This window comes from Streptomyces sp. NBC_00090 (genome assembly GCF_045160815.1).
Taxonomy (GTDB): Bacteria; Actinomycetota; Actinomycetes; order Streptomycetales; family Streptomycetaceae; genus Streptomyces.
In genome coordinates, this window is record NZ_CP108224.1 from 46854 (window position 1) to 70041 (window position 23188).

At 68.1% G+C, this 23188-nt stretch carries 18 protein-coding genes and 1 pseudogene; 7 read left to right on the forward strand and 12 right to left on the reverse strand.

Going from position 1 to position 23188, the window contains the following annotated elements; genetic code table 11:
• Nucleotides 1-175: 175 nt before the first annotated feature.
• Nucleotides 176-1018: a hypothetical protein gene (locus OG361_RS00210; RefSeq protein ID WP_405851198.1), complete on the reverse strand. Its 843-nt coding sequence runs from the start codon at nt 1016-1018 to the stop codon at nt 176-178.
• Between the two features lie 98 nt (nt 1019-1116).
• Between OG361_RS00210 and OG361_RS00215 the strand changes: the two genes are divergently transcribed.
• Together OG361_RS00215 and OG361_RS00220 are read left to right on the forward strand one after the other, a co-directional pair.
• Complete coding sequence (locus OG361_RS00215; RefSeq protein WP_405851199.1) at nt 1117-1302, forward strand: hypothetical protein; 186 nt, start codon at nt 1117-1119, stop codon at nt 1300-1302.
• A 284-nt stretch (nt 1303-1586) separates the two neighbouring features.
• A complete protein-coding gene (locus OG361_RS00220; protein ID WP_405851200.1) occupies nt 1587-2018 on the forward strand; it encodes a hypothetical protein in 432 nt (143 codons plus the stop codon).
• 474 nt (nt 2019-2492) lie between these two features.
• On the opposite strand, the gene OG361_RS00225 is transcribed toward OG361_RS00220, so the two are convergent.
• Nucleotides 2493-3050 carry a YciI family protein gene (locus OG361_RS00225; protein ID WP_405851201.1) on the reverse strand — a complete coding sequence of 186 codons (558 nt, stop codon included), beginning with the start codon at nt 3048-3050 and terminating at the stop codon, nt 2493-2495.
• 346 nt (nt 3051-3396) lie between these two features.
• Here OG361_RS00225 and OG361_RS00230 point away from each other — a divergent pair.
• Together OG361_RS00230 and OG361_RS00235 are read left to right on the forward strand one after the other, a co-directional pair.
• Nucleotides 3397-3559, forward strand: a pseudogene (locus OG361_RS00230) (TraM recognition domain-containing protein); the annotation flags it as partial.
• A 307-nt stretch (nt 3560-3866) separates the two neighbouring features.
• Entirely contained in the window at nt 3867-6293 is a 2427-nt protein-coding gene (locus OG361_RS00235) for a M4 family metallopeptidase (protein ID WP_405851202.1), read from the forward strand.
• Between the two features lie 448 nt (nt 6294-6741).
• Here the strand turns inward: OG361_RS00235 and OG361_RS00240 are convergent, their stop codons facing one another.
• Entirely contained in the window at nt 6742-9144 is a 2403-nt protein-coding gene (locus tag OG361_RS00240; protein WP_405851203.1) for a M4 family metallopeptidase, read from the reverse strand.
• Between the two features lie 824 nt (nt 9145-9968).
• Nucleotides 9969-10949, reverse strand: a complete 981-nt coding sequence (locus tag OG361_RS00245; RefSeq protein ID WP_405851204.1) for a phosphotransferase family protein — start codon at nt 10947-10949, stop codon at nt 9969-9971.
• 185 nt (nt 10950-11134) lie between these two features.
• On the opposite strand from OG361_RS00245, the gene OG361_RS00250 reads away from it, so the two are divergent.
• The gene (locus OG361_RS00250) at nt 11135-12223 is read left to right on the forward strand and encodes a MupA/Atu3671 family FMN-dependent luciferase-like monooxygenase (RefSeq protein WP_405851205.1); all 1089 of its coding nucleotides are present in this window, start codon (nt 11135-11137) and stop codon (nt 12221-12223) included.
• Here the strand turns inward: OG361_RS00250 and OG361_RS00255 are convergent.
• From OG361_RS00255 to OG361_RS00285, 7 genes are all read right to left on the reverse strand, one after another.
• A complete protein-coding gene (locus OG361_RS00255) occupies nt 12193-12573 on the reverse strand; it encodes a phosphomannose isomerase type II C-terminal cupin domain (RefSeq protein ID WP_384574019.1) in 381 nt (126 codons plus the stop codon). The genes OG361_RS00250 and OG361_RS00255 overlap by 31 nt on opposite strands.
• A gap of 45 nt (nt 12574-12618) precedes the next feature.
• Nucleotides 12619-13902: a hypothetical protein gene (locus OG361_RS00260; protein ID WP_405851207.1), complete on the reverse strand. Its 1284-nt coding sequence runs from the start codon at nt 13900-13902 to the stop codon at nt 12619-12621.
• A gap of 147 nt (nt 13903-14049) precedes the next feature.
• On the reverse strand, nt 14050-15117 hold the full coding sequence (locus OG361_RS00265) for a hypothetical protein (protein WP_405851208.1): 1068 nt from the start codon (nt 15115-15117) through the stop codon (nt 14050-14052).
• A gap of 8 nt (nt 15118-15125) precedes the next feature.
• Complete coding sequence (locus tag OG361_RS00270) at nt 15126-16214, reverse strand: radical SAM protein (RefSeq protein ID WP_405851209.1); 1089 nt, start codon at nt 16212-16214, stop codon at nt 15126-15128.
• A gap of 39 nt (nt 16215-16253) precedes the next feature.
• Nucleotides 16254-17576 carry a hypothetical protein gene (locus OG361_RS00275; RefSeq protein ID WP_405851210.1) on the reverse strand — a complete coding sequence of 441 codons (1323 nt, stop codon included), beginning with the start codon at nt 17574-17576 and terminating at the stop codon, nt 16254-16256.
• Between the two features lie 23 nt (nt 17577-17599).
• Nucleotides 17600-17836: an acyl carrier protein gene (locus tag OG361_RS00280; RefSeq protein ID WP_384574006.1), complete on the reverse strand. Its 237-nt coding sequence runs from the start codon at nt 17834-17836 to the stop codon at nt 17600-17602.
• Between the two features lie 3 nt (nt 17837-17839).
• The gene (locus OG361_RS00285; RefSeq protein WP_405851211.1) at nt 17840-19039 is read right to left on the reverse strand and encodes a radical SAM protein; all 1200 of its coding nucleotides are present in this window, start codon (nt 19037-19039) and stop codon (nt 17840-17842) included.
• Nucleotides 19040-19295: 256 nt separating this feature from the next.
• On the opposite strand from OG361_RS00285, the gene OG361_RS00290 reads away from it, so the two are divergent.
• Nucleotides 19296-20693, forward strand: coding sequence for an MATE family efflux transporter (locus OG361_RS00290; protein ID WP_405851212.1), 1398 nt, complete (start codon nt 19296-19298; stop codon nt 20691-20693).
• A gap of 170 nt (nt 20694-20863) precedes the next feature.
• Here OG361_RS00290 and OG361_RS00295 read toward each other — a convergent pair whose 3' ends face one another.
• Complete coding sequence (locus OG361_RS00295; RefSeq protein ID WP_405851213.1) at nt 20864-21853, reverse strand: hypothetical protein; 990 nt, start codon at nt 21851-21853, stop codon at nt 20864-20866.
• A gap of 543 nt (nt 21854-22396) precedes the next feature.
• On the opposite strand from OG361_RS00295, the gene OG361_RS00300 reads away from it, so the two are divergent.
• Nucleotides 22397-23185: an SDR family NAD(P)-dependent oxidoreductase gene (locus tag OG361_RS00300; protein ID WP_405851214.1), complete on the forward strand. Its 789-nt coding sequence runs from the start codon at nt 22397-22399 to the stop codon at nt 23183-23185.
• Nucleotides 23186-23188 lie beyond the last annotated feature (3 nt).

A 23188-nucleotide genomic window follows, 5' to 3' on the forward strand; every position in this document is an offset into this window, starting at 1 on the left:
CTTCCGCCACCTCCAGAAACGAGCCCCGAAGCCATCACGGACAGTGACGACGTCGGGCCCCGGCGAACTCGCCCGAGCAGCACCAACGACGCCGACTCGTCGCACGGAACACACCCCTGAACAGTGTGCTCGACCCTCAACATCCGCTGCCGTCACGATGTCGGCACGACAAGCCCTAGGGTCGTTCGAGGGCCTGGAGTACCCCTCCGAGGGAGAAGCACAGCGCACCGCCCAGCGTCCCCCAGTTGGCGATGTCGGTGTTCACCAGGCTTTGGGTGGTGGGCCGGGTGAAGGCGGCCAACGCAGCGACCATGAAGAGGACCGACCCGAACTGATTCACCGCGACGACCCACCAGCCGAGGCTGCGCGAGCGGACGCAGGGCCGGGACCGATGACAGATCTCGACGAACGCGAGATGACCCGAAACCAGGAACAGCACACACCCGACCACGTCGGGAGTCCAGATCAGCCGGTTGGTCTGCTGGACTGTGAGCCCCTGCAGGAAGGAATCCAGCAGGTTGATGCCAAAAACAAGCGTCCCGGCAAACAGCACAAACGTGCTGAGCCAGTCCAATCGCATCGGCTCGTACCCCCACCACCTCGAGTCGGCCGTGACCAGTGAGCCGCCCCCCGGGGAATGGCGAGGCGCGTTCAGCACCTGCACGAGCGAGGTGTAACCCCCGATGCTGAAGAACACGCCGCCCGCGAAGTAGATCGAGGCACTCTCGACCGCATCGCCCGAGCCGAACTGGGCAATACAGGCTCCAAGAGCGAAGAGCGCTCCGCCGAGAAAGAACGCACCCGAGGCGACGACGTTCAGCCTCCGGAGACGGTCGAGTGCCCCGGCATCGGCAATCGGGAACATGGTGACCGAATCTCCGGGACCCCGGACCGACAGCGCCCCACGCCTGCGCGCGACCCGCGACTCCCACACCACCGCTTCCCCTCCGGCGCGGTGCCACGTGAGCCGGGTGGTGAACGGTCCTGCGCCTTCGGCGCGATGCTCGGGCTGCTCCACGGCACGAGCCTAGTACCGGGTGCGCTGCCCGGCAGGGAGCGAAACGGAGACGAGACCGGCCGCGAGAACCAGGGCTGTTTCAAAGTCCCGGTGAGCATGTGAGTCCCTTCGACGAGGACGCCTCGAAGATCCGCACCGGCCACGGCCCCGACAACATGGCAACCCTCCGCATCCTGGCGATCAACACTCTCCGCGCTGCCGGGCACCGCAACATCGCTGCCGGCATACGGCACGCCTCCTACGAGCCCTTCACCTGCCCGGTCGACCTCCTGGGCATCATTTGACCAGCACGATCACGAGTTCATCAGGCTTTGCGACGTCCCTGGTTCTGCCCACTCCTGGGCGAGCGATTTAGACAGCGCACCCACCCGCTCCACCGTCGTCGGCATGGCATAGGCGGCGATGTCTGAGCCGAATGTCTCCCGCCCATCCCAGGTCCACGTCACCCGATCGAACGACCGCCGGGCGAGTCCATCGCGCTTAGCGCGGTCTCACGGCAAGGATCGTGTGTGTGCGCTCCGGTCGGAGCACCGCACCGACGACTTCCCCTCCCCAGGAGACAACCACCATGGCACCGATCCCCACCGGCCCCTACGGAATCGCCAAGCACGGCGAGCAGTACCTGACGCTCCAGGACGAGAAGGCCCCTGCAGTCGTCCTGCCGCCGACCGGTGAGCCCGGTGAGCAGGAGTGGCACGTCGAGAGCCTCTCCAACGGCAACGTCACCATCAAGAACCTGCGGCACGAAACGTACCTCAGCTTCGACGGCGTTCCCGAGATCAACAAGATGCTCCGCGGCTCCTCACAGGCCACCGAGTGGCAGCTCCGGCAGTCCGCCGAGCCGCACACGTTCCACGTCGTCGTCCCCGGCGGCCCCGTCGACGGCGTCGAACTGGCGGCGGACCTCAGCCTGCTCCGGATCTTCCCCCCGATGACGGCGCTGCGTCCGCTGGATCCGAACAACCTCGGCCAGACCTGGCGCTTCGAGTTCCACGAGTAGGCCTCACCCCCCGGCCGCCGCTGCCCCGCCTCGCTTGTGGAAGGGGTGACGGCGGCCTTCTCCTCAGCCAGGAAGCGCGCGTGGGTGCGCTCCATGTGCAGAGCGTCGCCCGTGACAGTGAACCCCGCCAGGTCGAAGGGTGCCGGTAGCGAGGCGAGGCAATCGAAGATCCGGTCGTTCGAGGCGACTTGGGGAGGCTGCCCCGTTCAACCGGAGCTTCGATGCGTGCGTGACGTCCGGCCTGGACTCGTCACACCGCCGCCACCTGCGGACTCACATGATCACCGGGACTTTGAAACGCCCCTGCCGCGAGAACCCACGGGAGAAGGCTCCTGACGTTCTCACGCATCTTCATCCCTCGGTCGCGTCACCCACGTTCCCGCCGGTGCGGGAGTCGCGAGAGTCACGAGAACAAGTCAGGACGCCGAGCCATTCGAAGGGCTTCGGCAGTCACGTCGGTCGGACGTCCTCGGGTCATGACGGCCGCCCGCCGAACTGCCAGTTGTGCACCTCGATGTCGGCGTACCGGTCCGGGGTCAGGATGGCGCGTGCCGTGTCCGGGTCCGGCGCCCGGACCAGCGCCGCCGTGCCCAGCCAGGTGGAGCCGTTGTCTGACAGCAGCGGCCCGTAGCCGATCAGCTGGTCACGGTCGGGCGGCACCGCGAGGTCGGCGTCGGCTGCCTGCCCCGCGCCGAGACCGAGCACCAGGTAGCGGTTGCCGCCGGTCCGGCCGCCGGGGAAGTCCCACATGGTGCGCCCGAGCAGGTTGCGCCACCGCCGCAGCAGCACGTCCCGGTAGACGCCGGCCTGGTAGCCGGGCTCGTCGAAGGCGAACGCGCGGGCGACGGCGGGATCGGGCAGGTCGAGGATGTGCACGCTGCCGGTGGGCGTGTCGCCGTCGTCGGCGAAGGTCGGGCCCCGGGCGATCATCTCCTTCGCGTACCGGTCCATGTAGGACCAATGCTCCTCCAGTAGCTCGTAGCGCAGCGGCAGGGATCCGGGCCGGTCTCGGTGGTAGCAGAAGAACTCCATGCCCATAGGGTCTCTTCAAGGAGGTGACCTGGGCGAGCGGGTTTCACTGCGCCGGCTGATCGGCGGCCTCCCCACAAGCACGCGTGCCGACTCCGCGTAGCGGATGGCCGTCTTCTCGTCGATGACGAAGACGAGCGCGAGGTGGAGCGGGTCAGCGCCGTGGGTGAGGGCCTCCTCTTCGAGCTGCCGGTCGATGCAAGAAGGTCGACAGCGCCCGCGGGTCGTGGGCGTCGAACGTGACGTGGAAATGGTGGCTCATGGTGCTTCGTTCAGAGCAGGTCGCGTACACGGACAGAGACTGACACCGGTTTCGGACAGATCCGGTTCGCTGGAACGGCGCGGCACCGTCCGGGGTGACGTGGGCATGGACGTCATGTGGTCCGTGATCACCGTGAAGGTCATCGGGTCCGGTATCGACGATCCCGATTTCGCTGACGAGCTCGCGGATGACCGGCGACCACGATGCGGAAACGACCTGGACGTCCATCTCCGAGTCCGGCAAGTCGACCTGGCGGCTGATGTGTCGCCGCCGCGCAGGCCGCCCCGAGCGAACCGCAAGCCTGGCCTGAAATGCGTCCGACTATCGGACCGGGAGACTCGCGGGCGTCTACTTTCAGCCATTCCGCGCAGACGGAATGACATGTTCACGCAAACAGGGCAGCCTTACGCGCAACTCGGTGCAGCCAACGAATCATCAATGCGCATGCAGCGCACGGTGGTTCGTTGTGGACCTCCTTGATTCGGTCCTGCCCGGGTGGCTCCACCGTCCGTCCGGTATCCGGCCGAGCCCCTCGGCCGCCCCCCTAGGAGTTCTCTGTGAGACGTTCCCCCCGCAAGGCTGTCGCCGCGGGTGCCCTGATAGCCAGTGCCGCAATGGTCGCCGTCACGCTTCCCGCTACCACCGCCACCGCCACGGGCACCGCCGGCACCCAGGCGCCGGCCCAGGCCGCCTCCGCCTCTACCAGCGCCACCCCCCGGGCCGGCGCCCTGGCGGTCAAGCTCACCCCGGCCCAGCACGCGGCGCTGGTGGCCGACGCACAGGCGCACCGCGCCACCACCGCAAAGGCCCTGGGCCTGGGCGCGCGGGAGGAGCTGCGGCCGAAGTCGGTCCTGAAGGACGCCGACGGCACGCTGCACACCCGCTACGAGCGGACCTTCGCCGGCCTGCCCGTCCTCGGCGGTGACCTGGTCGTGCACGCGGCCGCCAACGGTGCCGCCAAGGGCGTCACCAGGGCCACCAAGGCCACCATCACCGTCGCCTCCACCACCGCGGTGAAGTCCGCCGACTCGGCGAAGTCCTTCGCGCTGGGCCGTGCCAACGCCGAGGGCGCCACGTCCCCGAAGGCCAACTCGGTCCGCAAGGTCGTCTGGGCCGCCGCCGACAAGCCGGTGCTGGCCTGGGAGACCGTCGTAGGCGGCATCCAGCACGACAAGACCCCCTCCGAGCTGCACGTCATCACCGACGCGACCACCGGCGCCAAGCTGTACGAGTACCAGGCCGTCAAGAACGGCACCGGCAACAGCCAGTACGCCGGCCAGGTCACCCTCGGCACCACGGGGTCCGCCGGCAACTACAGCATGGTCGACAACACCCGCGGCGGCCACAAGACCACCGACCTCAACCACGCCGTGGACGACCCCTTCGGCGGCAACATCCCCGTCGGCACGACGTTCACCGACTCCGACGACACATGGGGCACCGGCGCGCCCAGCAGCGTGCAGACCGCCGGTGTGGACGCCGCCTACGGTGCGCAGCTGACCTGGGACTACTACAAGAACGTCCACGGCCGAAACGGCGTCAGGAACGACGGCGTGTCCCCCTACTCCCGCGTGCACTACGACAGCATCTACCGCAACGCGTTCTGGTGGGAAGCCTGCTTCTGCATGACGTACGGCGACGGCTACTACAACGCCAACCCGCTCACCTCGATCGACGTCGCGGCGCACGAGATGACGCACGCCGTCACCGGCTACACCGCCGGCCTGATCTACAGCAACGAGTCCGGCGGCCTGAACGAGGCCACCTCGGACATCATGGGCACCACCGTGGAGTTCTGGGCGAACAACGCCAACGACGCCGGTGACTACCTGATCGGCGAGAAGATCAACTTCGACGGCGACGGCAAGCCGCTTCGCTACATGGACAAGCCGTCCAAGGACGGCTACGGCAAGGACTACTGGTACTCCGGCCTCGGCAGCGTCGACGTCCACTACTCCTCCGGTCCGGCCAACCACTGGTTCTACCTGGCCTCCGAGGGCAACGGCGCCAAGACGGTCAACGGCGTCAACTACAACAGCCCCACCTACGACGGCCTGCCGGTCAACCCGATCGGCCGCGACGCCGCCGCGAAGATCTGGTACCGGGCACTGAGCACGTACATGACCAGCAACACCAACTACGCCGGTGCCCGCACCGCCACCCTCCAGGCCGCCGCCGACCTGTACGGGGCGAGCAGCCCCACCTACAAGAACGTCGGCAACGCCTGGGCCGCGGTCAACGTCGGCCCCCGCATCACCCAGGGCGTGACGCTGACCAACCCCGGCGACCAGGTCTCCCAGACCGGCACGGCGGTGAGCCTGCAGATCCAGGCCGTCACCAGCAACGCCGGGGCGATGACCTACACGGCCACCGGCCTGCCCGCCGGCCTGAGCCTCAACGCCTCCACCGGCCAGATCACCGGCTCGCCCAGCACGGCCGGCAACCACAACGTCACGCTCACCGTCACGGACTCCACCGGCGCCCTCGACATCGTGTCGTTCTCCTGGCTCACCTACGGCGCCTGCACCACAACGCAGCTGCTCGGCAACGCGGGCTTCGAGTCCGGCAACACCGTGTGGACCACGACCGGCAGCAACGTCATCAGCAACGACAGCTCCTGGCTGCCGACGCGCACCGGCACCTGGAAGGCGGTGGTGGGCGGTAACGGTTCCACGTCCACTGACACGCTGACGCAGACCGTGTTCGTCCCCTACGGCTGCAAGGCCACCGTCAGCTTCTGGCTGCGCGTCGTCACCAATGAGGGCACCACGACCACCCAGTACGACAAGATGACCGTCACGGCCAACGGCACCACCCTGGCCACGTACTCCAACCTGGACAAGAGCACCGGTTACCTCCAGAAGACGATCGACCTCGCCCCGGTCGCCGGACAGAACGTCACCCTGAAGTTCACGAGCACGGAGGACACGTCCGCCCCGACCTACTTCCTGCTCGACGACACCGCGATCACCGCCCACAACTGAACCACCCACTGAAACGACGCTGACGCCCTGACGAGCAGAGGCACCTGTACGAAGGCGAGGCCCGCACCCCCGAAGGGTGCGGGCCTCGCCGCCGTTCGCGGGAATCCCGGGATGCGGGATGCGGGATGCGGGATGCGGATGCGGGATGCCGCACGGTGGCGGCCCCCGAGCGCCCTCGACACCGGCCAGGTGGCACGTTCCTGCGCTTGTTCACCCACGGGAACAACCCGCGGCAGCCCGGATTGCCGTGACCGGGTCCGGGTCCGGGTCCGGGTCCGGGTCCGGGTCCGGGTCCGGGTCCGGGTCCGGGTCCGGGTCCGGGAAGATCAAACGCCTCTGAGGCGGCCCGGCGACGGCGACGAGGCCCGCCCCCTTCAGGGGAGCGGGCCTCGTCCTTCACCTCTGTGCCGTGCCGCGGCCCGTCAGGGCCTCAGCCGTGGGCAGGGGTTCAGGGGGTGACGTTGAGCGTGACGTCGTCGAGCAGGAAGGACGTCTGGAAGCCGTAGTCCTCCGCGGCCGTGAACTTGAGGGTGACGCTCTGCCCGGCGTAGGCAGAGAGGTTGAGGGTCTTCTTCACGTAGTCCGTGTTCTTGTCCAGGTTGGAGTACGTGGTCAGAGTGGACCCGTTCACCTGGACCTTCAGCGTGTCGTACACGGTGTTCATGATCTCGTCGGTGTTGATGTGCAGCCAGTACGTCAGCGTGGCGGGGCAGCCGGCCGGGATGGTCACCGTCTGCGACAGGGTGTCGGTCTGCGTATGGCCGTAGCCGGCCATCCACGCCTTCCACGTACCCGTGCGCGGCTGCGTCTTGATGCCGTTGTCGATGACGCCGGCGGTGGCGGTCCACGCGGTGTTACCGGACTCGAAGCCGGGGTTGCCGAGCAGCTGCACCGGGTTGCAGGGGCCGGGCGTGTAGATCTTCCAGGTGAACGTGACGGTGGAGGAGGCGTTGGTGGAGTCCTTCACCGTGACCGTGACGTTGCTGGTGCCCAGCGTGGTCGCGGTGCCGGAGATCAGGCCGGTGGAGGCGTTGATCGACAGGCCCGCGGGCAGGCCGGTGGCCGAGTAGGTCAGCGGCCCGGAGTTGGTGCTGATGGCCTGGACCTGGAGGCTCCCGGCGGCGTTGACCGCCGTGTACTGGTTGCCCGGGTCGGTGATCCTCACGCCCAGGGGAAGGCGGGCGCCGACGTTGACGGCGGCCCAGGCGTTGGCGGCGTGGACGTACGTGGCGCTGCCGTCGCCGTACAGGTCGGCGGCGGCCCGGAGGGTGGCAAGGCGGGCACCGGCATAGTTGGTGGAGCCGGTCATGTACGTGGTCAGCGCGCGGTACCAGATCTTCATCGCGGCGTCCCGGCCGATCCCGGTGACCGGCAGCCCGTCGTAGGTGGGGCTGTTGTAGTTGACGCCGTTGACCGTCTTGGCGCCGCTGCCCTCGGAGGCCAGGTAGAACCAGTGGTTCGCCGGTCCGGAGGAGTAGTGGACGTCCACCTCGCTGAGGGTGGAGTACCAGTAGTCCTTGGACTTGCCGTCCTTGGAGGGCTGGTCCATGTAGCGCAGCGGGGTGCCGTTCCCGCGGATGTCGATCTTCTCGCCGACCAGGTAGTCGCCGACGTCGTTGGCGTTGTTCGCGGAGAACTCCACCGCGGCGGCGAAGATGTCGGAGGTGGCCTCGTTCAGGCCGCCGGACTCGCCGCTGTAGATCAGGCGGGCGGTGTTGCCGGTGACACCGTGCGTCATCTCGTGCGCGGCCACGTCGATCGAGGTGAGCGGCTTGGCGTTGGCGTCACCGTCGCCGTAGGTCATGCAGAAGCAGGACGGGTCCCAGAAGGCGTTGACGTAGGCGTCGCCGTAGTGGACCCGGGAGTAGGCGGCCACGCCGTCGTTCTTGATGCCGTTGCGGGCGTGGACGTTCTTGTAGTAGTCCCAGGTCAGCTGGGCGCCGTACTGCGCGTCCACGCCGGCGGTCTGCGTGTTGGCCGGCTGACCGTTGCCCCAGACGTCGTCGGCGTCGGTGAACAGCGTGCCCTGCTGGCCGTCGCTAGACGAGTGGCCCATGTCGTAGGTCTTGTGACCACCACGGGCGGCGTCGTTCATGGTGTAGCTGCCGGCGGACCCCGAGGTCCCGATGGTGACCTGCCCGCTGTACTGGCTGTTGCCGACGCCGGTGTTGATCTCCTCGTACTCGAAGATCTCGGCGCCGGTGGTCGCGTCGGTGATCACGTGCATCTGGCTGGGGGTGCCGTCGTGCTGCAGCCCGCCGACCACGGTCTCCCAGGCCAGGACCGGCTTGCCTGAGGCGGCCCAGACCACCTTGCGGACCAGGTCGGCCTTCGGGGCCTTGGAGCCCTCGGCCTTGGCCTTGCCCAGCGCGACGGACTTCGCCGACTCGGCGCTCTTGGCGGCCGTGGTGGAGGCGACGGTGACGGTGGCCTTGGTGTTCTTGGTGACGTCCTTGACGGCGCCGTTCGCGGCCGCGTGCACGACCAGTTCACCGCCGAGGACCGGCAGGCCGGCAAACGTGCGGTCGTAACGGGTGTGCACCGTGCCGTCGGCGTCCTTGAGCACGGACTGGACCACCAGCGCCTCCTGCGTGCCCAGGCCCAGGGCCTTGGCCGTGGCAGCACGGGTGGCGGTGGCGTCGGCGATCAGAGCGGCCCGCTCGGCCGGGCTGAGCTTGACCTGAAGTGCGCCGGCCCGGGGGGTGGCGCTGGCGGAAGCGCCCTTCTCCGGCGCAGGGGCGGGAGAGCCGGTGCCGGCGGCGGCAGCGCCGGTGGGAAGTGCCGCGGCAATCATCGCGGCACTGGCTATCAGCACTCCCGCGGTGACGGCCTTGCGGGGGGAACGTCTCACTCTGAGCTCCTTGATTGACGGCCGATGGTCTCGGCCGATTGACGAACCGGGCGGATGGGGATCGAGCCGCCCGGGCGGAACCGACGAAGTGGTGCGCGATCAACTGCCGCAGAGAACATGCGTGTTATGCGCATGCTCCCTGCAACAGAATGCTCGGAAGACTGTCATGATTACGTGAACATGTCATTCCACTCGCACGGGTTGGCTGAAATCCATACGGTTGCGGACTTGTGCGTCCGATAGTCGGACCCGTGAGGGAGGTCGCCGACGTGCGTGGTGGCGGTGGTGGCGGCGCCGGCGGGAAGCGCGACGGCGACCATCGCGGCACCGACCGTCAGGGCAGCAGCAGCAACCGCCCCGGGAGGAACGCCTCACCATGAGTTCCTTGGTCTGCGGCCGAGGTCTCGGCCGCAGACCGGACGGACGGGGATCCGCCCGGGCAGAACTGATCAAGGAGGCGTAGAACGAACATCTGTGCAGAGCATGCAGATTGATGGTGCGTTCGCTGCACCACACTGCGCGTAAGCCTGTCTTGTACGCGTGAACATGCCATTCCGCCGGAGCTGGAATGGCTGAAAGTGCACACTGAACGAACCACGCGTCCGACCGTCGGCCGTGCGCGTACCGGGCAACGCTTCTCCCGCGAGCACGCCAACGCTCGGGGCAACGCCTCCCCCACGCAGTCCAAGCCGTCGCTCACATGCACAGCCTCGCACTCGCCCCACGACCCCTCGTCGGGCGAAGGCGGGCAGTCCGCGGGAGGGGCGACTCCGAGCGGTCCTCGACGCCGCGGCCGCGCGGCGTCGAGGAGACTGTCAGTGTGCTTACTCGCCGAGCAGGGCCACGGTCTCGCTCAGTCGCTCGCACGCCCAGTCGTACTGTTCGGTGTCGGTGTGCGCCCGAAAGGCCGTCTCGATGATCTGGATCAGAGCGAGGTGAAGGTTGTACAGCCGTCGGCGGGTCCGTTCGGCGGTGGTGAACGGCCGGTGGCCGTAGCCGCTGATGAAGGCCGTGGAGTCTCCGTAAGCGCCCGACTCGCTCCCGGCGAAGCCGAACTCCATCAGCGGATCGCCGTAGAACGCCCGCTCGTGGTCGATGATCGCCATGATCCGGCCGTCGCGCACCAGGCAGTTGCCGGGCCACAGGTCCCACTCGACGAACCGGGGCTCGGTCACCTCGTCCAGCGAATCGGCGTGGGCGGCCACGACTTCGCGGATCGCGTCGTAGCCGTGGCGCAGGTCGACGCCGCGTCGCTCGCCGTCGCCCAGCAGCTCCTCGACCATGCGCAGAAAGGCCGCGCGCCATGTGCTCTCACCCGGCCCGACCAGCGGGCCGAAGGTGGCTCCCGGGATGCTGTTCAGCTCGTGGGTGACCGTGCCGAGCGCCTCGTCGTACGCGCTGATCTCCGTCCCGGTCAGGGTGTCCCTGATGGCGTTGAGGTTGTCCGCGTCGACGTACGTCATGAAGAAGTAGTCGGCGTTGCACAGCTCATGGCTCTGATCGGCGAAGTCGACCGTCGGCACCGGAACCTTCGTGTGCTCCCGGATCAGCCGCAGCGCCGCCAGTTCGGTGGCCATGGCGCCGCGCTCGTAGGTCATGACCTCGACGTCCGGAGGCGGCGCGATCTTGAGGACGACCTGCGCGCCGGATCGCAGCCGGATCCGATAGGTCACGTTGAACCAGCCGTAGCTCAGTTCGCTGACCCAGTCCTCGCCCGCGTCGCACACTTCCTGCGGGCCGTAGGCGCGGGCAACCATCGCGCGAAGCGCCTCGACGGGCTGCCGGTTCTTGGTGATGCTCTCCATCAATCCTCCGCCCGAAGCATGATCGGACGGTAGCACCGAGACGGCGTTGTGCACTCAAGTGTCCGGCGAGGCCTTGCTGTTGCTGGCCTCTCGGCTTCGTCGATTGCTAACGTGGGCGATCATCCGGACGCACGTTATGCGTGATTTGCCCAAGCCTTGGAGCCCGAGCGTTGACGGGGGAAACCGTGGATTTCAGCCTGTTCTACTTCGCCGACGACGGGGAAGCCGAGGGCGATCGCTACCGTCTGCTGATGGAGGGAGCCCGCTTCGCGGACGAACACGGGCTCGCCGCCGTCTGGACGCCCGAGCGGCACTTCCACCGCTTCGGCGGTCTGTTCCCCAACCCGGCGGTGACGGCCGCGGCGGTGGCGGCCGTGACCTCACGGGTGCAGGTGCGGGCGGGCAGCGTGGTGCTGCCGCTGCACCATCCGGTGCGGGTGGCCGAGGAGTGGGCCATGGTGGACAACCTCTCGCACGGCCGGGCCGGCGTCGCGCTCGCCTCCGGCTGGAACCCGCGGGACTTCCTCTTCAATCCGGAGGCGTACGCCGATCGGCGGCAGCGCACCGTGGCCGCCGTCGAGACCCTTCGTCGCCTCTGGCGGGGTGAGGCCTTCGACGCCGAACCCGAGTACCGGGTCTACCCGCGGCCGGTGCAGGCGGAGATTCCGCTGTGGCTCACCAGCAGCGGCACCCCGGGCACGTTCGAGACCGCCGGGCACGTCGGTGCCGGTGTGCTGACGAACCTGCTCACCCAGGGCATGGAGTCGTTGGCGGCAAACGTCGCGGCGTATCGGCGCGCCTACGCGGGCTCGGGGCGCGACGGTCGCGGACACGTCGTCCTGATGCTGCACACCTGCCTCGGCGAGGAGCTCGAGTCGGTGGAGCGCCTCGTGCGGCAGCCGCTGCGGCGCTATCTGATGTCCGCAGTGGATCTGAACCTGCGCTCGACCGGGGCGTCCGCGGGCAACGGGACCGCCACGCGGCGGCCGTCCGAGGAGCGTGCCTGGGCCTGGGCCAGATCCACGTACGCGCCGGCGGCCGTGGACGATGCCTACCAGCGCTACCTCACCTCGGACGGCCTGTTCGGCGCGGTTTCGGACGCGCTTCCCGTCGTGGAGCGCGCTCGGGAGGCGGGCGTCGACGAGATCGCGTGCCTCATCGATTTCGGCGTGCCGATCGACGCGGCGCTGAGTGGGTTGGCGCGTCTCGACGAGTTGCGTACCGCGGTGGATCGCGGGGAGGCTCAGCGGTCCGTGGAGGCGAGCAGGCGGTAGCTGTCGTCGAGGCGTTCGATGTCCTCTTCGTCGAAGAAGCCGAGGGACAGTTCGAGGAACCTGCGCGGCACATCGCCCGGGTTGTGGATGCGGTGGGCGAGGCCGCGCGGAATCCAGATGCGCTCGCCGACGGCGGCCGTCCACGCGCGATCGTCGATCTGCACGTCGAGCGGGCCGTCCAGGACGGTCCACCACTCGTCGCGTTTCGCGTGCCGGTGCAGATTCACCTGCCGCCCCGGATCGATGGTGATGAACTTGACGGTCGATTCGGTGTTCAGTGTCAGCCGCTCCTGAACGCCGTAGGGCCGCGGATAGTAGTGAATCTCCGGCTCGATGGTTTCGTTGCGCATGCTCTCAGCTCCCAGCTCGTGCTCAACCGGTCGGTCGCACTCGGTTCAGACTTCCAAGGCCTCGGCGACGAGGAGGCTCTCCAGCGCGGCGAGCGCCGAGGCGGCCTGTGCCGGTGGAATCTGCGTGTCGTCGCAGACCCATTGCAGAATCAGCTCGTGGCCGTCGCTGCCGAGATCGGCGAAGAGAGTGGCGTCGCCCATGTCGCGCCGGCCGACGGTGGTGATGGACGACTCTTCGAGCAGGGTCTTGAGATCCGGCAACCCGCTCTCCAACCCCGCCCATATTCCGCGATCGCTCCGCACGTCGTTGAAATAGTACGAGAAATCGGTCGCGAGCCCCTTCGCGGTGAGCTCGGCGAGCGCGTCACGCCATTTGATGCAGTCGTATCGTGCGCGGCTGTACGTGGTGATCGTGCGGGCGTAGGTGCTCTTCGTGTATTCGGCGAACCGGTCGCCGGGATTCTCGTTCGGCAGGACGAGCAGCCCATTCCCGATCGTCTGGCCCACGAAGTCCGTGAGTTTTGGATGCGACCGGTTGTTGCAGACGAGCAGGAGCGCGGAAAGCTCGCTGTTGACGTGTCGGCGGATGGTTCTCGTCAGCGCGGAGACGACGACGCCGCTCGTGCTCACCCCGTAACGCAGGGCGAGCGCCTCGACGGCGACCGCGGCTGCCCGCGACCGGAGAATCGTCACCGAGAACGCGCCCGGCGTCATCGACATCAGGCCGCGGCCGGGCGTCAGCCTCTTGGACGAGGCCACCCAGCCGTTGATCACGGCGTCGCTTCTGCGGACCTGGTCGGCCGACTGCTCGTATCCGACCAACTCCGCGGTCTGCATGCCGAGCGTGGAGGTTTCGCGCCCCTCCACCGCGGCGCGGATCAGGCGGTCCAGCGGACGGTAGGCGCTGCCGTCGAACGCGAGATGCGACAGCGCGACGTTGATCTGCGTGACGATCCCGCCGGCATGATGCAGTCCCAGACGGATCTGGGGTTCGTCCATACCGAACGCCCTGCTCGCCAACTCCGCGCAGGCCGGATCCTTCCGCGTGTTGTATCCGTGGCGCACGGGAACCACGTCGGCCGGAGCCTCGGTCACGCGAACCTCGATGCCGGCCTCGCCGCGGAATGTCTGCCGCACACTCTCCGTATCGAACGACGCGCGAAAGATATCGAGGGAAGACAGCAGTCCCTGGAGGCGGTCGAGCGCCTCGGATACGCTGATTCCGTCCTTCAATGAGGAAATGGGCCAGGATATGTTGAGACGGTCCGACAACGAACCCAGTGCGGCCATGCTGTCCCACATGTTCCCCTGTCCCCAGGTGAGGGACATCGGGCCACTCTCTGCCCCCCGGATGGAGAGGCTGTGCGATTCACTGTCGCCGACGGCCATTGATTCCCCTCGTTAAATGATCAATACCTTGATCCGTGTGGATACGGTGAGGTCTCAGCGCGCGACCGCCCCCGCGCCCTCGGACCGTCAACGGCTTCGCCGCCCGAATCCCTGGGCGACGATGCGGTCCGGATAGGGCGCGGCTCCGTCGGCGGCCGCGCGAAGGCGTTCGTGCATGGCCTGGAGCATCGCCGGATCGCGCTTGTCCAGCCACTCCGACAGGCGCATTCCGAACCCGAGGGCGCACCAGACCCTTTCGTTGGCGAGCTCCCAGTCGCCCAGCGGCTCGGTGAACAGAACGGGCGTCGCGGCGTTGAGGGAGTCGATGAGCGTGCCCGCGCCCGGCTTGCTGACCACCGCGCGGCTGCGCCGGGTCAGTTCGAACGCGTCGGACCAGTGCTCCCGGGAGTCGAACGAGGGAGCGCCGGTGCCCTGACCCGGGACCAGGCGCGGAAAGTCCGTTCCCAGGCCGGGCTCCCACCCGGGGTCCTGGTGGTACGCGCTCAGCCCGGCCGGCGGATCGCTCCAGGGTTCCGGCAGGATCAGGCTCACCGACTCTCCCGCCTCGACGAGCTGCGCGGCGGCGGCCGCATGGGTCCCCATGCCCCAGCCGCCGCCGTGGGCGAGAAAGCTGATCGACCGCGCTTCCCAGGGGAGCCGCGCCCCGGCCTGCGTCACCGGGATCGCCTCGTTCAACGTGTTCGTCCGGGCGTCGAGCAGCCACGTGTGCGTGCTACCGGTGATCTCTTCCGCGTGGCGGTGGGACGGGGAGGGCACCGCGTCGACGTGGCACACGTCGACGCGGACGCCCGGACGCCGGTCGACGTAGGCGGCGACGATCCCCGTCCAGAATCCGGAGAGGACGGTGATCGAGCCCGCTCCGGCCGCGTCCCACTCGTCGAAGAGCGCGGCGAGCGTCTCCGGCGGGATCAGCTCCGCGTGGTCGGTGGCCAGCGCGTGGGCGGCCTTCGCCAGCCGGTAGTCGCGGCTGTACCGGCCCTTCGCGGCCTGAATGCGCTGTCTGATCTCCTCGGGGAAGTACTTCTCCAGCACGTACACCCTGCTCGGCAGCCCGCGGGCCGACAGGGCCCGGTCGAGCAGCAGCCCGGGTATGTGCGTCCCCAGTGCGACTCCGGACGTCAGTGCGATATTCATTGCCCTCGTTAAATCGGGTGGGTTTCCAGCGAGTAGTACCGCGTGCAGGTGGGGCAGATGGGCCACAACGAGGACCGCAGATGCTGCCGGATCTTCGTGGCCTGCTCTCCCTGCCAGATGTCCAGCAGCGAGGCTTCGTGAATGTTCCCGAGCGGGATGTCGTAGAACGTGTGACAGGTCGTGACGTCGCCGCGCGCCGAGATCTCGGCGTAGCGCCACGGGACGGCGCAGCGCTCGTGGAAGTCCTTCATCGCGGTCCAGTCGGCGCGCAGGTAGGCCCCGACGGTCTCGACCTCGAGCGCCGCCGGACGGGAGAAGAACTTCACCCCTGCCCGCTCGCACGCCTCCCGCGCCTCGATCATCTGCCGGACGAGATCCTCGACGTCGATCGACTCGAAGAACTGGGGGCTGCGGATATAGGGAGCCGAGTGCCGGACCGCCGGAATGCCGAAGTTGTCGCGGGCCACACGGCTGTAGTGCCGGTGCATCTCGGCCGTCGCGAAGCTCTGCAACTCGAGGCTCACGGCGCCGAGTTTGCTCAGGTCGATCTCCTTGAAGAACTCCGAGATGTGTGCGGCGTTGTCCGGCGTGACCAGGTAGGTGACACCTATCTCGGGGAACCTCACGCCGCGGCGGCGCTTGAGGCTGTCCAGCGCGTCGATCCCCGCCATGGCCTTGTCGAAGACCCCGGCGCCGCGCTGCACGTCGTTGACCTCGCGCGGCCCGTCCACGGACACCCACACCCTGATGTGCCGGTCGCCCACCAGCCGGTCCGCGTGGCTGCGCAGCGTCGTCCCGTTGGTGGGGAAGACGAGCTGGCTCCCGCCGGCGTGGATGGCGTCGATGACCCGCCAGACCTCCTTGTAGAGCAGCGGCTCCCCACCGAACAGCTCGACGTACGGCTGGACCGGCCGGACCTCCTCGAGGATGCGCAGGACCAGGTCGACGTCGAGTTCGGCGAGATCCGGCAGGATGTGGAAGGACCCTCCGTCACCCCACTCGTAGCACATGTGGCAGCGCAGGTTGCATCGCTCGAGCAGCTGCAGCACCAGCCAGGACGGGCCGTCTTTGGGGGATCGGATGAGCGTGTTGGACATAGGGTTTTCTCTCCATGGGGGTCGGACGGCCGAGGGCCGTCATCGCTCCGGATCGTCGGCGGGCCGTGCGTGGCAGGGGTGGCGCTGATCTTCCGGATGGATTCCGCACGCGCACGCGATCCCGATGGCCTCACGCAGCACGTGCGCCGCGTCGCCGGGCGGATGGAACACGCCGAGGACGAGGCGGCCGCGCTCTCCCCGGGTGAGTGTGTTGGCCGCGACGGGCACGAGACCCGGCCGCTGCCGCCGGTACAGCAGGCCCGCGTCGTCCAGCCTGTTCACGAACGACGGGAAGGGGCGAGCCCCGGCGTCCAGCCGCACGTTGATGAACTCGAGCGTCGCGTGGAGGCCCAGCCGCGCGGCGTGGCGCATCAATGCCAGCGCGACGGTGCCCATGGATACGCGGGCGTTCACCTCCAGGCACGGTACGACCGTCCCGTCCGTCGCGATGAGCCCGTCGATGTCCACCGGGCCGAAATATCCGGCCGCGTAGAGTTCCTTGCACAGGGTCCTGCCCGCCGCGTCGAGGTGCTCGAACTCCTCCTGGCGGAAGGATTCCGGGGCCGCCGGGGACGAGCCCCGGTAGCGGAAGCCTTCGACGTCGTTCTCCAGGAGCCCGGTACTCCGTACGGAGCCGTCCGGGGAGATGTGCCAGTGCGACGAGATGTCCCTGTGCTTCTCGAACAGGGGCTGGACGAGCAGCTCGAGCCGCTTGCCCCGGTCGACCTGCCGGGCGAGGTGCCGGGCAACGGAGCGGTACGCGGTCTCCGAGCGGATCGCCACCGTTCCCTGGCCGGACACGCCGTAAGGGTCCTTCAGCAGCGCGACGGAGCTGGCCTGTGCGACCCGGCGCTCCAGCTCGGCGAGCGAGGTGACGGGCCACGCGGATCCGTTCCATCCGTGCGCCAGGACGACCTCGTTGGACCACGTCTTGGAGTTGACCCGCATCGCGCACTCGGCGGTGGGCGATGTGTAGGCCAGATCCAGCGCGGAAGCGAGGTCCTCGTACTCCGGGCGCGCGGCGTACGGCCGCAGGGTCAGGCCGGCGACTTGGGGGCGGATCGCGTCCGCCTGGGCCAGCGTCCGCGCGACGACGTCGTCGCCGGCGCCTTGGGTGTGGGGCACGGGGTCCACCGGGAAGCCCGCGGCCCGCATCGCCTCGACGAAGCCGGGTGGCAGTTCGAAGGCCGTGATCAGCCGGTCCCCTTCCTCGCTCAGCGCGGAGAGAACCTCGTCCAGGGCCTGCGCGATGGCGGAGCCGTGGGCGGACCCGATGCGGGGTAACGCGGCGAGGTCGGCGGGCCGCCAGGAATCCTCCACGCCCACCGGGCCGATGTGCAGGGCGCCCTTCCGGGGTTGCACGGCTCGCATCCGTCCCTGCCCCCTCAGCCCTTCGTGGACACGAAGCGGCAGAACGCGTCCACGGACCGGAGGCAGTCCATGTCCATGGTCTCGAAGTCCAGCTCGACCTGGAGCGCGTCCTCGATCGTGAGCAGGAACTCGATCATCTGCAGGGAGTCGAGTCCGAGATCGTAGACGATGCTCGTCTCCGGCTCGATGGAGACCTCGCGCGCCAGAACCTTGCGCAGGCACGTCGATACGGTGCTGAAGATCGGGTCCACGCCCTAAACTCCGTTCAGATACAGAAGTACGCACTTTGAACACACGGGCATAAGGCCCCTGTTCCGCAGGATTTCCCGTACGCGCCGGAAACGCTCGCTGTGCCAGAGATCGAGGACGTCCGTCTCGTGCAGGTTTCCCACCACGAACTCGGGAAAGAACTTGCAGGAGCTGACGTTCCCATCGGCGTGGACCTCCATGCGGTTCGACACCGCGAGGCAGCGCCGCCGGCCCTGCGCCGGCCTCGAGGTGCCCCGGATGAAGTCGTCCACTTCGTCCAGCCCGACCTGCGGCTGATATCGGATCCGCGACTTCCAGCGCCGTCCGGCCAGCTTGGCCATCGATTCCCGAAGCGTCGGAATGGCCTCCGGCTTGAGACGGTAGGTGTACGAGTGCCACGTCGCGGGCTTTCCCGGCTCAAGGGGATTGAGCCAGGAGAACTCCTCGCGATAGAGGTCGTCCATCTCGGTGGCGACGTCCTCGTTGATGTACCAGGGGAACTGGAAATAGACGCTGTCGACGCCCAGTTCCTCGGCCCATTCCATGAACTCATACATCTGCCCGACGGTCTCATTGCTGACCATACATGACAGCGAAATGGTGCCGCCGAAGTGACCGGAGCGCTGAAGGTCGATCATGTACTGGATGTTGCGCATCGTCCGGTCGAAGCTGCGCGGCCCGCGCAGCGCCTCGTGGTGCTCCTTGAGCCCGTCGAGGCTGACCAGGAGGCTGAGGTTCTCCCCGATCCGCAGCAGGTCCTCCGCGTGACGCTGCATGAGCAGGCCGTTCGTGCACATGGTCACGGGGCGCGGGTCGGCGGCCAGCATGGCGGCGAACTCACCGAACTTCGAGTACATGAGCGGCTCGCCGCCCCAGACGAACAGCTTCGACTTCCGCGCGAAGGTCGCCGCGAGCACCCGCCGCACGATGTCGACATCGAGTTCGGTCTGCTGCTCGGCGACGCTGAATCCCTGGAAGAATCCCTGATCGCTCCACTGATAGCAGTGCAGGCAGCGGAGATTGCACTTGTAGGTGAGCTGAAGGCTTACCTCGTCTGGCACTTCCGACGCGTACTGCGGGTCTTCCTCGAGCGCATGAATGGTCTTCGACCGAACCGCGACCGTTCTGCGTAGATCGAGGAACTCTCGGTTGTCGAGGTTACGTGAAGTCTGGGGGCCGGATTTCACCTTGTCGAGCTCTGCCATGCTGCGACCTACTCTTCCCTACGCTTTTGACCGCCGCCGCGCGCATTCCCCAGTGGGCGACATTGATGAAGTGGGATGTGCTCCGCCTGGATTGAGCCTTGGCCGAGGAGTACGAGATCTGCAGTCTGGCCGACGCCTTGTCAGGCGTCAATGAACAGCCGATTCGCTCTTGTGTCAGCCCCCTTGTCCGGCAGGGAAGATGCGCGGTGAACCGCACGGTGGCCGAACCGATCAGACGCGTGCTTTCCTGCTGGACGTGAAGAGCATCAAGAAGAAATGGAAAACGCCGGAGGCCGCGCCGGCCGAGGCCGAGGACGCCGTGGGCCGAATGGCGACCCGCCCGGTGGGCAGGCTGCTGTGGGAGAACTGCGTGCAGACCATCGCCTCCGTCGGGATGTTCGGCCTCTACGCCCTGACGAACGCCTGGTTCGTCGGCCACGGGGTCGGCGATCAGGCGATGGCCGCGGTCAACCTCGTCGCCCCGCTGCTGCTCCTGCTCGGAGCCGTGGCCACCACCGTGGGCGCGGGCGGCGCGACGCTGGTCTCCCGCGCGCTGGGAGCCGGCGACGAGCCCGCGGCCGCCCGCGCGGCGGGCAACGCCTTCACGCTGTTCTGGGTCACCGCCGCCGTCACCACCGTGGCCGGGCTGGTCTTCATCGATCCGTTCCTCGACATGCTGGGCGCGCGCGGCCCGCTGCACGAGTACGCCCGGCAGTACGCGGTGATCCTGCTGTGCGGGTCACTGGCCTACACCGGGTTCTCCAGCCTGGTGCGCGCCGAGGGCCGGGTCGGGTTCTCCACCCGGATGTGGATCGGCGCCATCGTGGTGCAGATCATCCTCGACCCGCTGCTGATCTTCGGCCTCGACCTCGGGGTGAGCGGAGCCGCCCTGGGCACCGTCGGCGGGCAGACCGTATCCGCCGTGATGAGCTGGTGGTTCTTCTTCCTGCAGCGCGAGCGGCCGTACCGCGTCCGCCTCGCCGACCTGCGTCCACACGCCGTGACCCTGCGCACGCTGGTGGGCATCGGGCTGCCGTCCTTCCTGGCCAATATCGGCCTCACCGTGCTCGCCGTACTGGTCAACGACACCCTCGCGGTGACCGGCGGAGCGATTGCACTGATCGCGTACGCCGTCTGCTCCCGCCTGCAGACCTTCGCCGTGATGCCGCACACGGGCATAAGCCAGGGGCTGCAGCCCATCGTCGGCTACAACGCAGGGCGCGGCCTGACCGCCAGAGTGGCGCGAACCCGGACGCTCGCGCTGTGGGCCTCGCTCGTCTACGGCGCGGCCACCGCGATCCTGCTGGCGGTCCTCGCCAAACCGCTCGTCGGCATCTTCGTCAGCGGCGGCGAAGCAGCCGATGAGGCCAGGTTCGCGCTGTACGTCATCGCGCTCGGCGGGATCGTCACCGGTATCGCGCCGCTGACCGCGGCCTATTTCCAGGCCCTGGGACGCCCGCTGCCCGCGTACATCCTGACCATCGGCACCCTGCTCGTACTGAAGGCGCCGCTCGTCGTGGCGTTCGGCCATGTCTGGGGCGCGCACGGCGTATGGTTCGGCCTCGCCGCCGGCGAGTTCGCCACCGCGGCGGCCGCGCTGCTGCTGTTGCACCGCGCCGACCGGCGCACGCCGCCCGTGGCCGGGACGCCATGATCAAGACCCGGCTCTGTCAGCAACGGTCGTGATCCATACGCCTGGAGCGCCGTGCTCGAAGCGGCGCGCCCCGACCCAGGGCCCCGGATTCCCTCCTCCGCTGCGTCCTGAGAGGTCCGATGACGCGGCGGGCGAAGGGATTCCCGGCGCGAGGTGCCGAGCACTGCGGCTCAGCCGAGGCTGTCGACGGGGCTCCGCTCCAGCTTTTCGAGCCGCTGCGCGAGCTGCCCCCACGCCTGGGCGCACTCCCGCGCCAGCGTCGCGACGTTCTGCGAGCAGTGGCTCGGCACCGCGTCGACGATCTCGGCGACGGAGGAGTGCACGCTGAGCAAACGCAGTAACTGTCGGCCGTTCTTGGTGTACCGCAGCGAGGGATCGCGGGTGAGCTGCCGCCAGGAGGAGGTCACATCGACGCCCGAGGCGGCACCGTCCGCGGCGGTCGCTTCGGGCCCGGCGGGCGTGTTCGCCGCGGTCGCTCTTCCCGCCTGGCCGGCCGGGACCGGGGGGTCGCCGCGCAGCACGCGGCGTCGCACGTCGGCGACCGTGCCGAGGGAGAGCCCCGTCTCCTTGGCGATCTCGCGAATGGTGGCGTCCGGCCGCGCCGCCATGAGTTCCGCGGCCTTCCTGCGCCCGTCCGCGGTGCTGGTCGGCCGCACCCGGCCGTCCCTGCCCACGCGGCTGTTCGACTGTGCGCTTTGCTCAGTCGAACGGCGCACGGCGGCGACGGTGTGCGCCGAAACGCCCACGATTGCGGCGATCGCCCGGTCTGATAAGTCCGGGCACAGGCCGAGCAGCCGACCCGCCGCCGCGCGCCGGTCCGCAGCGGTCAGAGGCAGCCCGTGCGCGTTGTTGGCCTTCACCGAGAGGATGAACGCCGCTTCCGGGCTGCCGTCGAATAACTTGACCTGGATGGTCTCGTCCCCCCGGAGGCTCGCCGCCTTCAGCCGGTGCATGCCGTCGATCACGCGCATCGTGTCCGTGTGCACGACGATGGGGGGCATGCTCAGTTCGGAATCGGCGATCAGGCGGACGTGCTCCTCGCTGATGCCGTCGAGCCGGATCAGGTCGGCGGGAAGAAGCTGATCGATCTCCACTCTGGTGACCTGACCGATGAAGTCGTCCCCAGGGACCAGGCCGTTCTCGCTGGAAACGGAAAGCACTGACACCATCGCACCTCTCGACTCCGTGATGGCACGCGATCTGATGTTTTGCGCGGCCGACCCGCATGGGTAGGCACCGCCACCAGGGCAGCATCGGTGGTGCCCCGATGGCGTGGCTTCGGTCGCGGTCGCCGCCGGCGACTGAAGTCACCCCGTGTTCCGGCAGGCGGGATGAGCGTAGGGTGATCAGGTCGTGTTTACGCTAACACGGGTGCGACGGTGGGTGGTTGTGTTCCGTGAGGTGAGTGAGTCCTGAGTCGGCTGGATCGCGCACGGCGGCCAAGTGCCCACGGCGATCAGGGCCTTGCGACTCGGTTGAGGCACGCGGTCGCACGGCGCGGATGAACAAGCAGCCAGGTTAGCCCCCGTGCACCGCGCGGATACGATGACAGTATTGGCCGGGCGATGTTCTCCCGCCTCAGATGCCTTCGCTGAATCTGATAGACGGCAGGGTGGGTTGTACGCGAGAGAACGATAAATCGCCGATTGCGGCCGCGTATTCGGAATGTATGTCGAGGCAAGTCATCACGATGGGTTGGTGTCATGTCACTTCCACCACCGTCTCCGTGGGGGACCGCGCTGATCACTGGAGCGTCTTCGGGCATCGGCGCGGCCATGGCGCGCGCGCTCGCGTCGCGCGGTTACGGCAGCACCTTGGTGGCGCGCGACGGGGGCAGGCTGCGGCGCATCGCGGATGAGCTGCGAGAGCATGGTGCCCGTGTCGAGACCATCGAAGCCGATCTCACCAGTCGGGCGGACCGCGCGGAGCTTGAGGCGCGCGTCAAGCGGACCGGGCTGTCCGTCGACATACTGATCAACGGCGCCGGTGCGGCCACCCGCGGCAGCATCGCGGAGTGCGACCTCGACACAGAGCTCGGACACATGGAGCTCAACGTGGTCAGTGTCGTGGCTCTGTGCCGCACGTTCGTCGACGGCATGATCGACCGGAATTCCGGCGCGATTCTCAACATAGCCTCGACGGCGGCATTCAAGCCGATGGGCGGACAGGGCACTTACGCGGCATCGAAGGCGTTCGTGCTGTCCTTCACCCGCACGCTCAGGCTCGAACTCCAGGAAACGCCGGTGACCGTGACCGCGCTGTGCCCCGGTCCGGTTCCCACCGATTTCGACCGGCGCGCGGGATTCACCGCCGAGGAGATAGCGGCGATCCCGGCAATCATGTGGAAATCTGCTGATGATGTCGCGGCCGTAGCGGTAGACGCGCTGGAGCGCGGAGCGGAACTGTGCATACCGGGCCGGGCGAACGTGGCAGACGCAACGATGTCGCTGCTGAAGGCGAAACAGCAGGCATCGCAGGCGGTATGTCGGTGATCC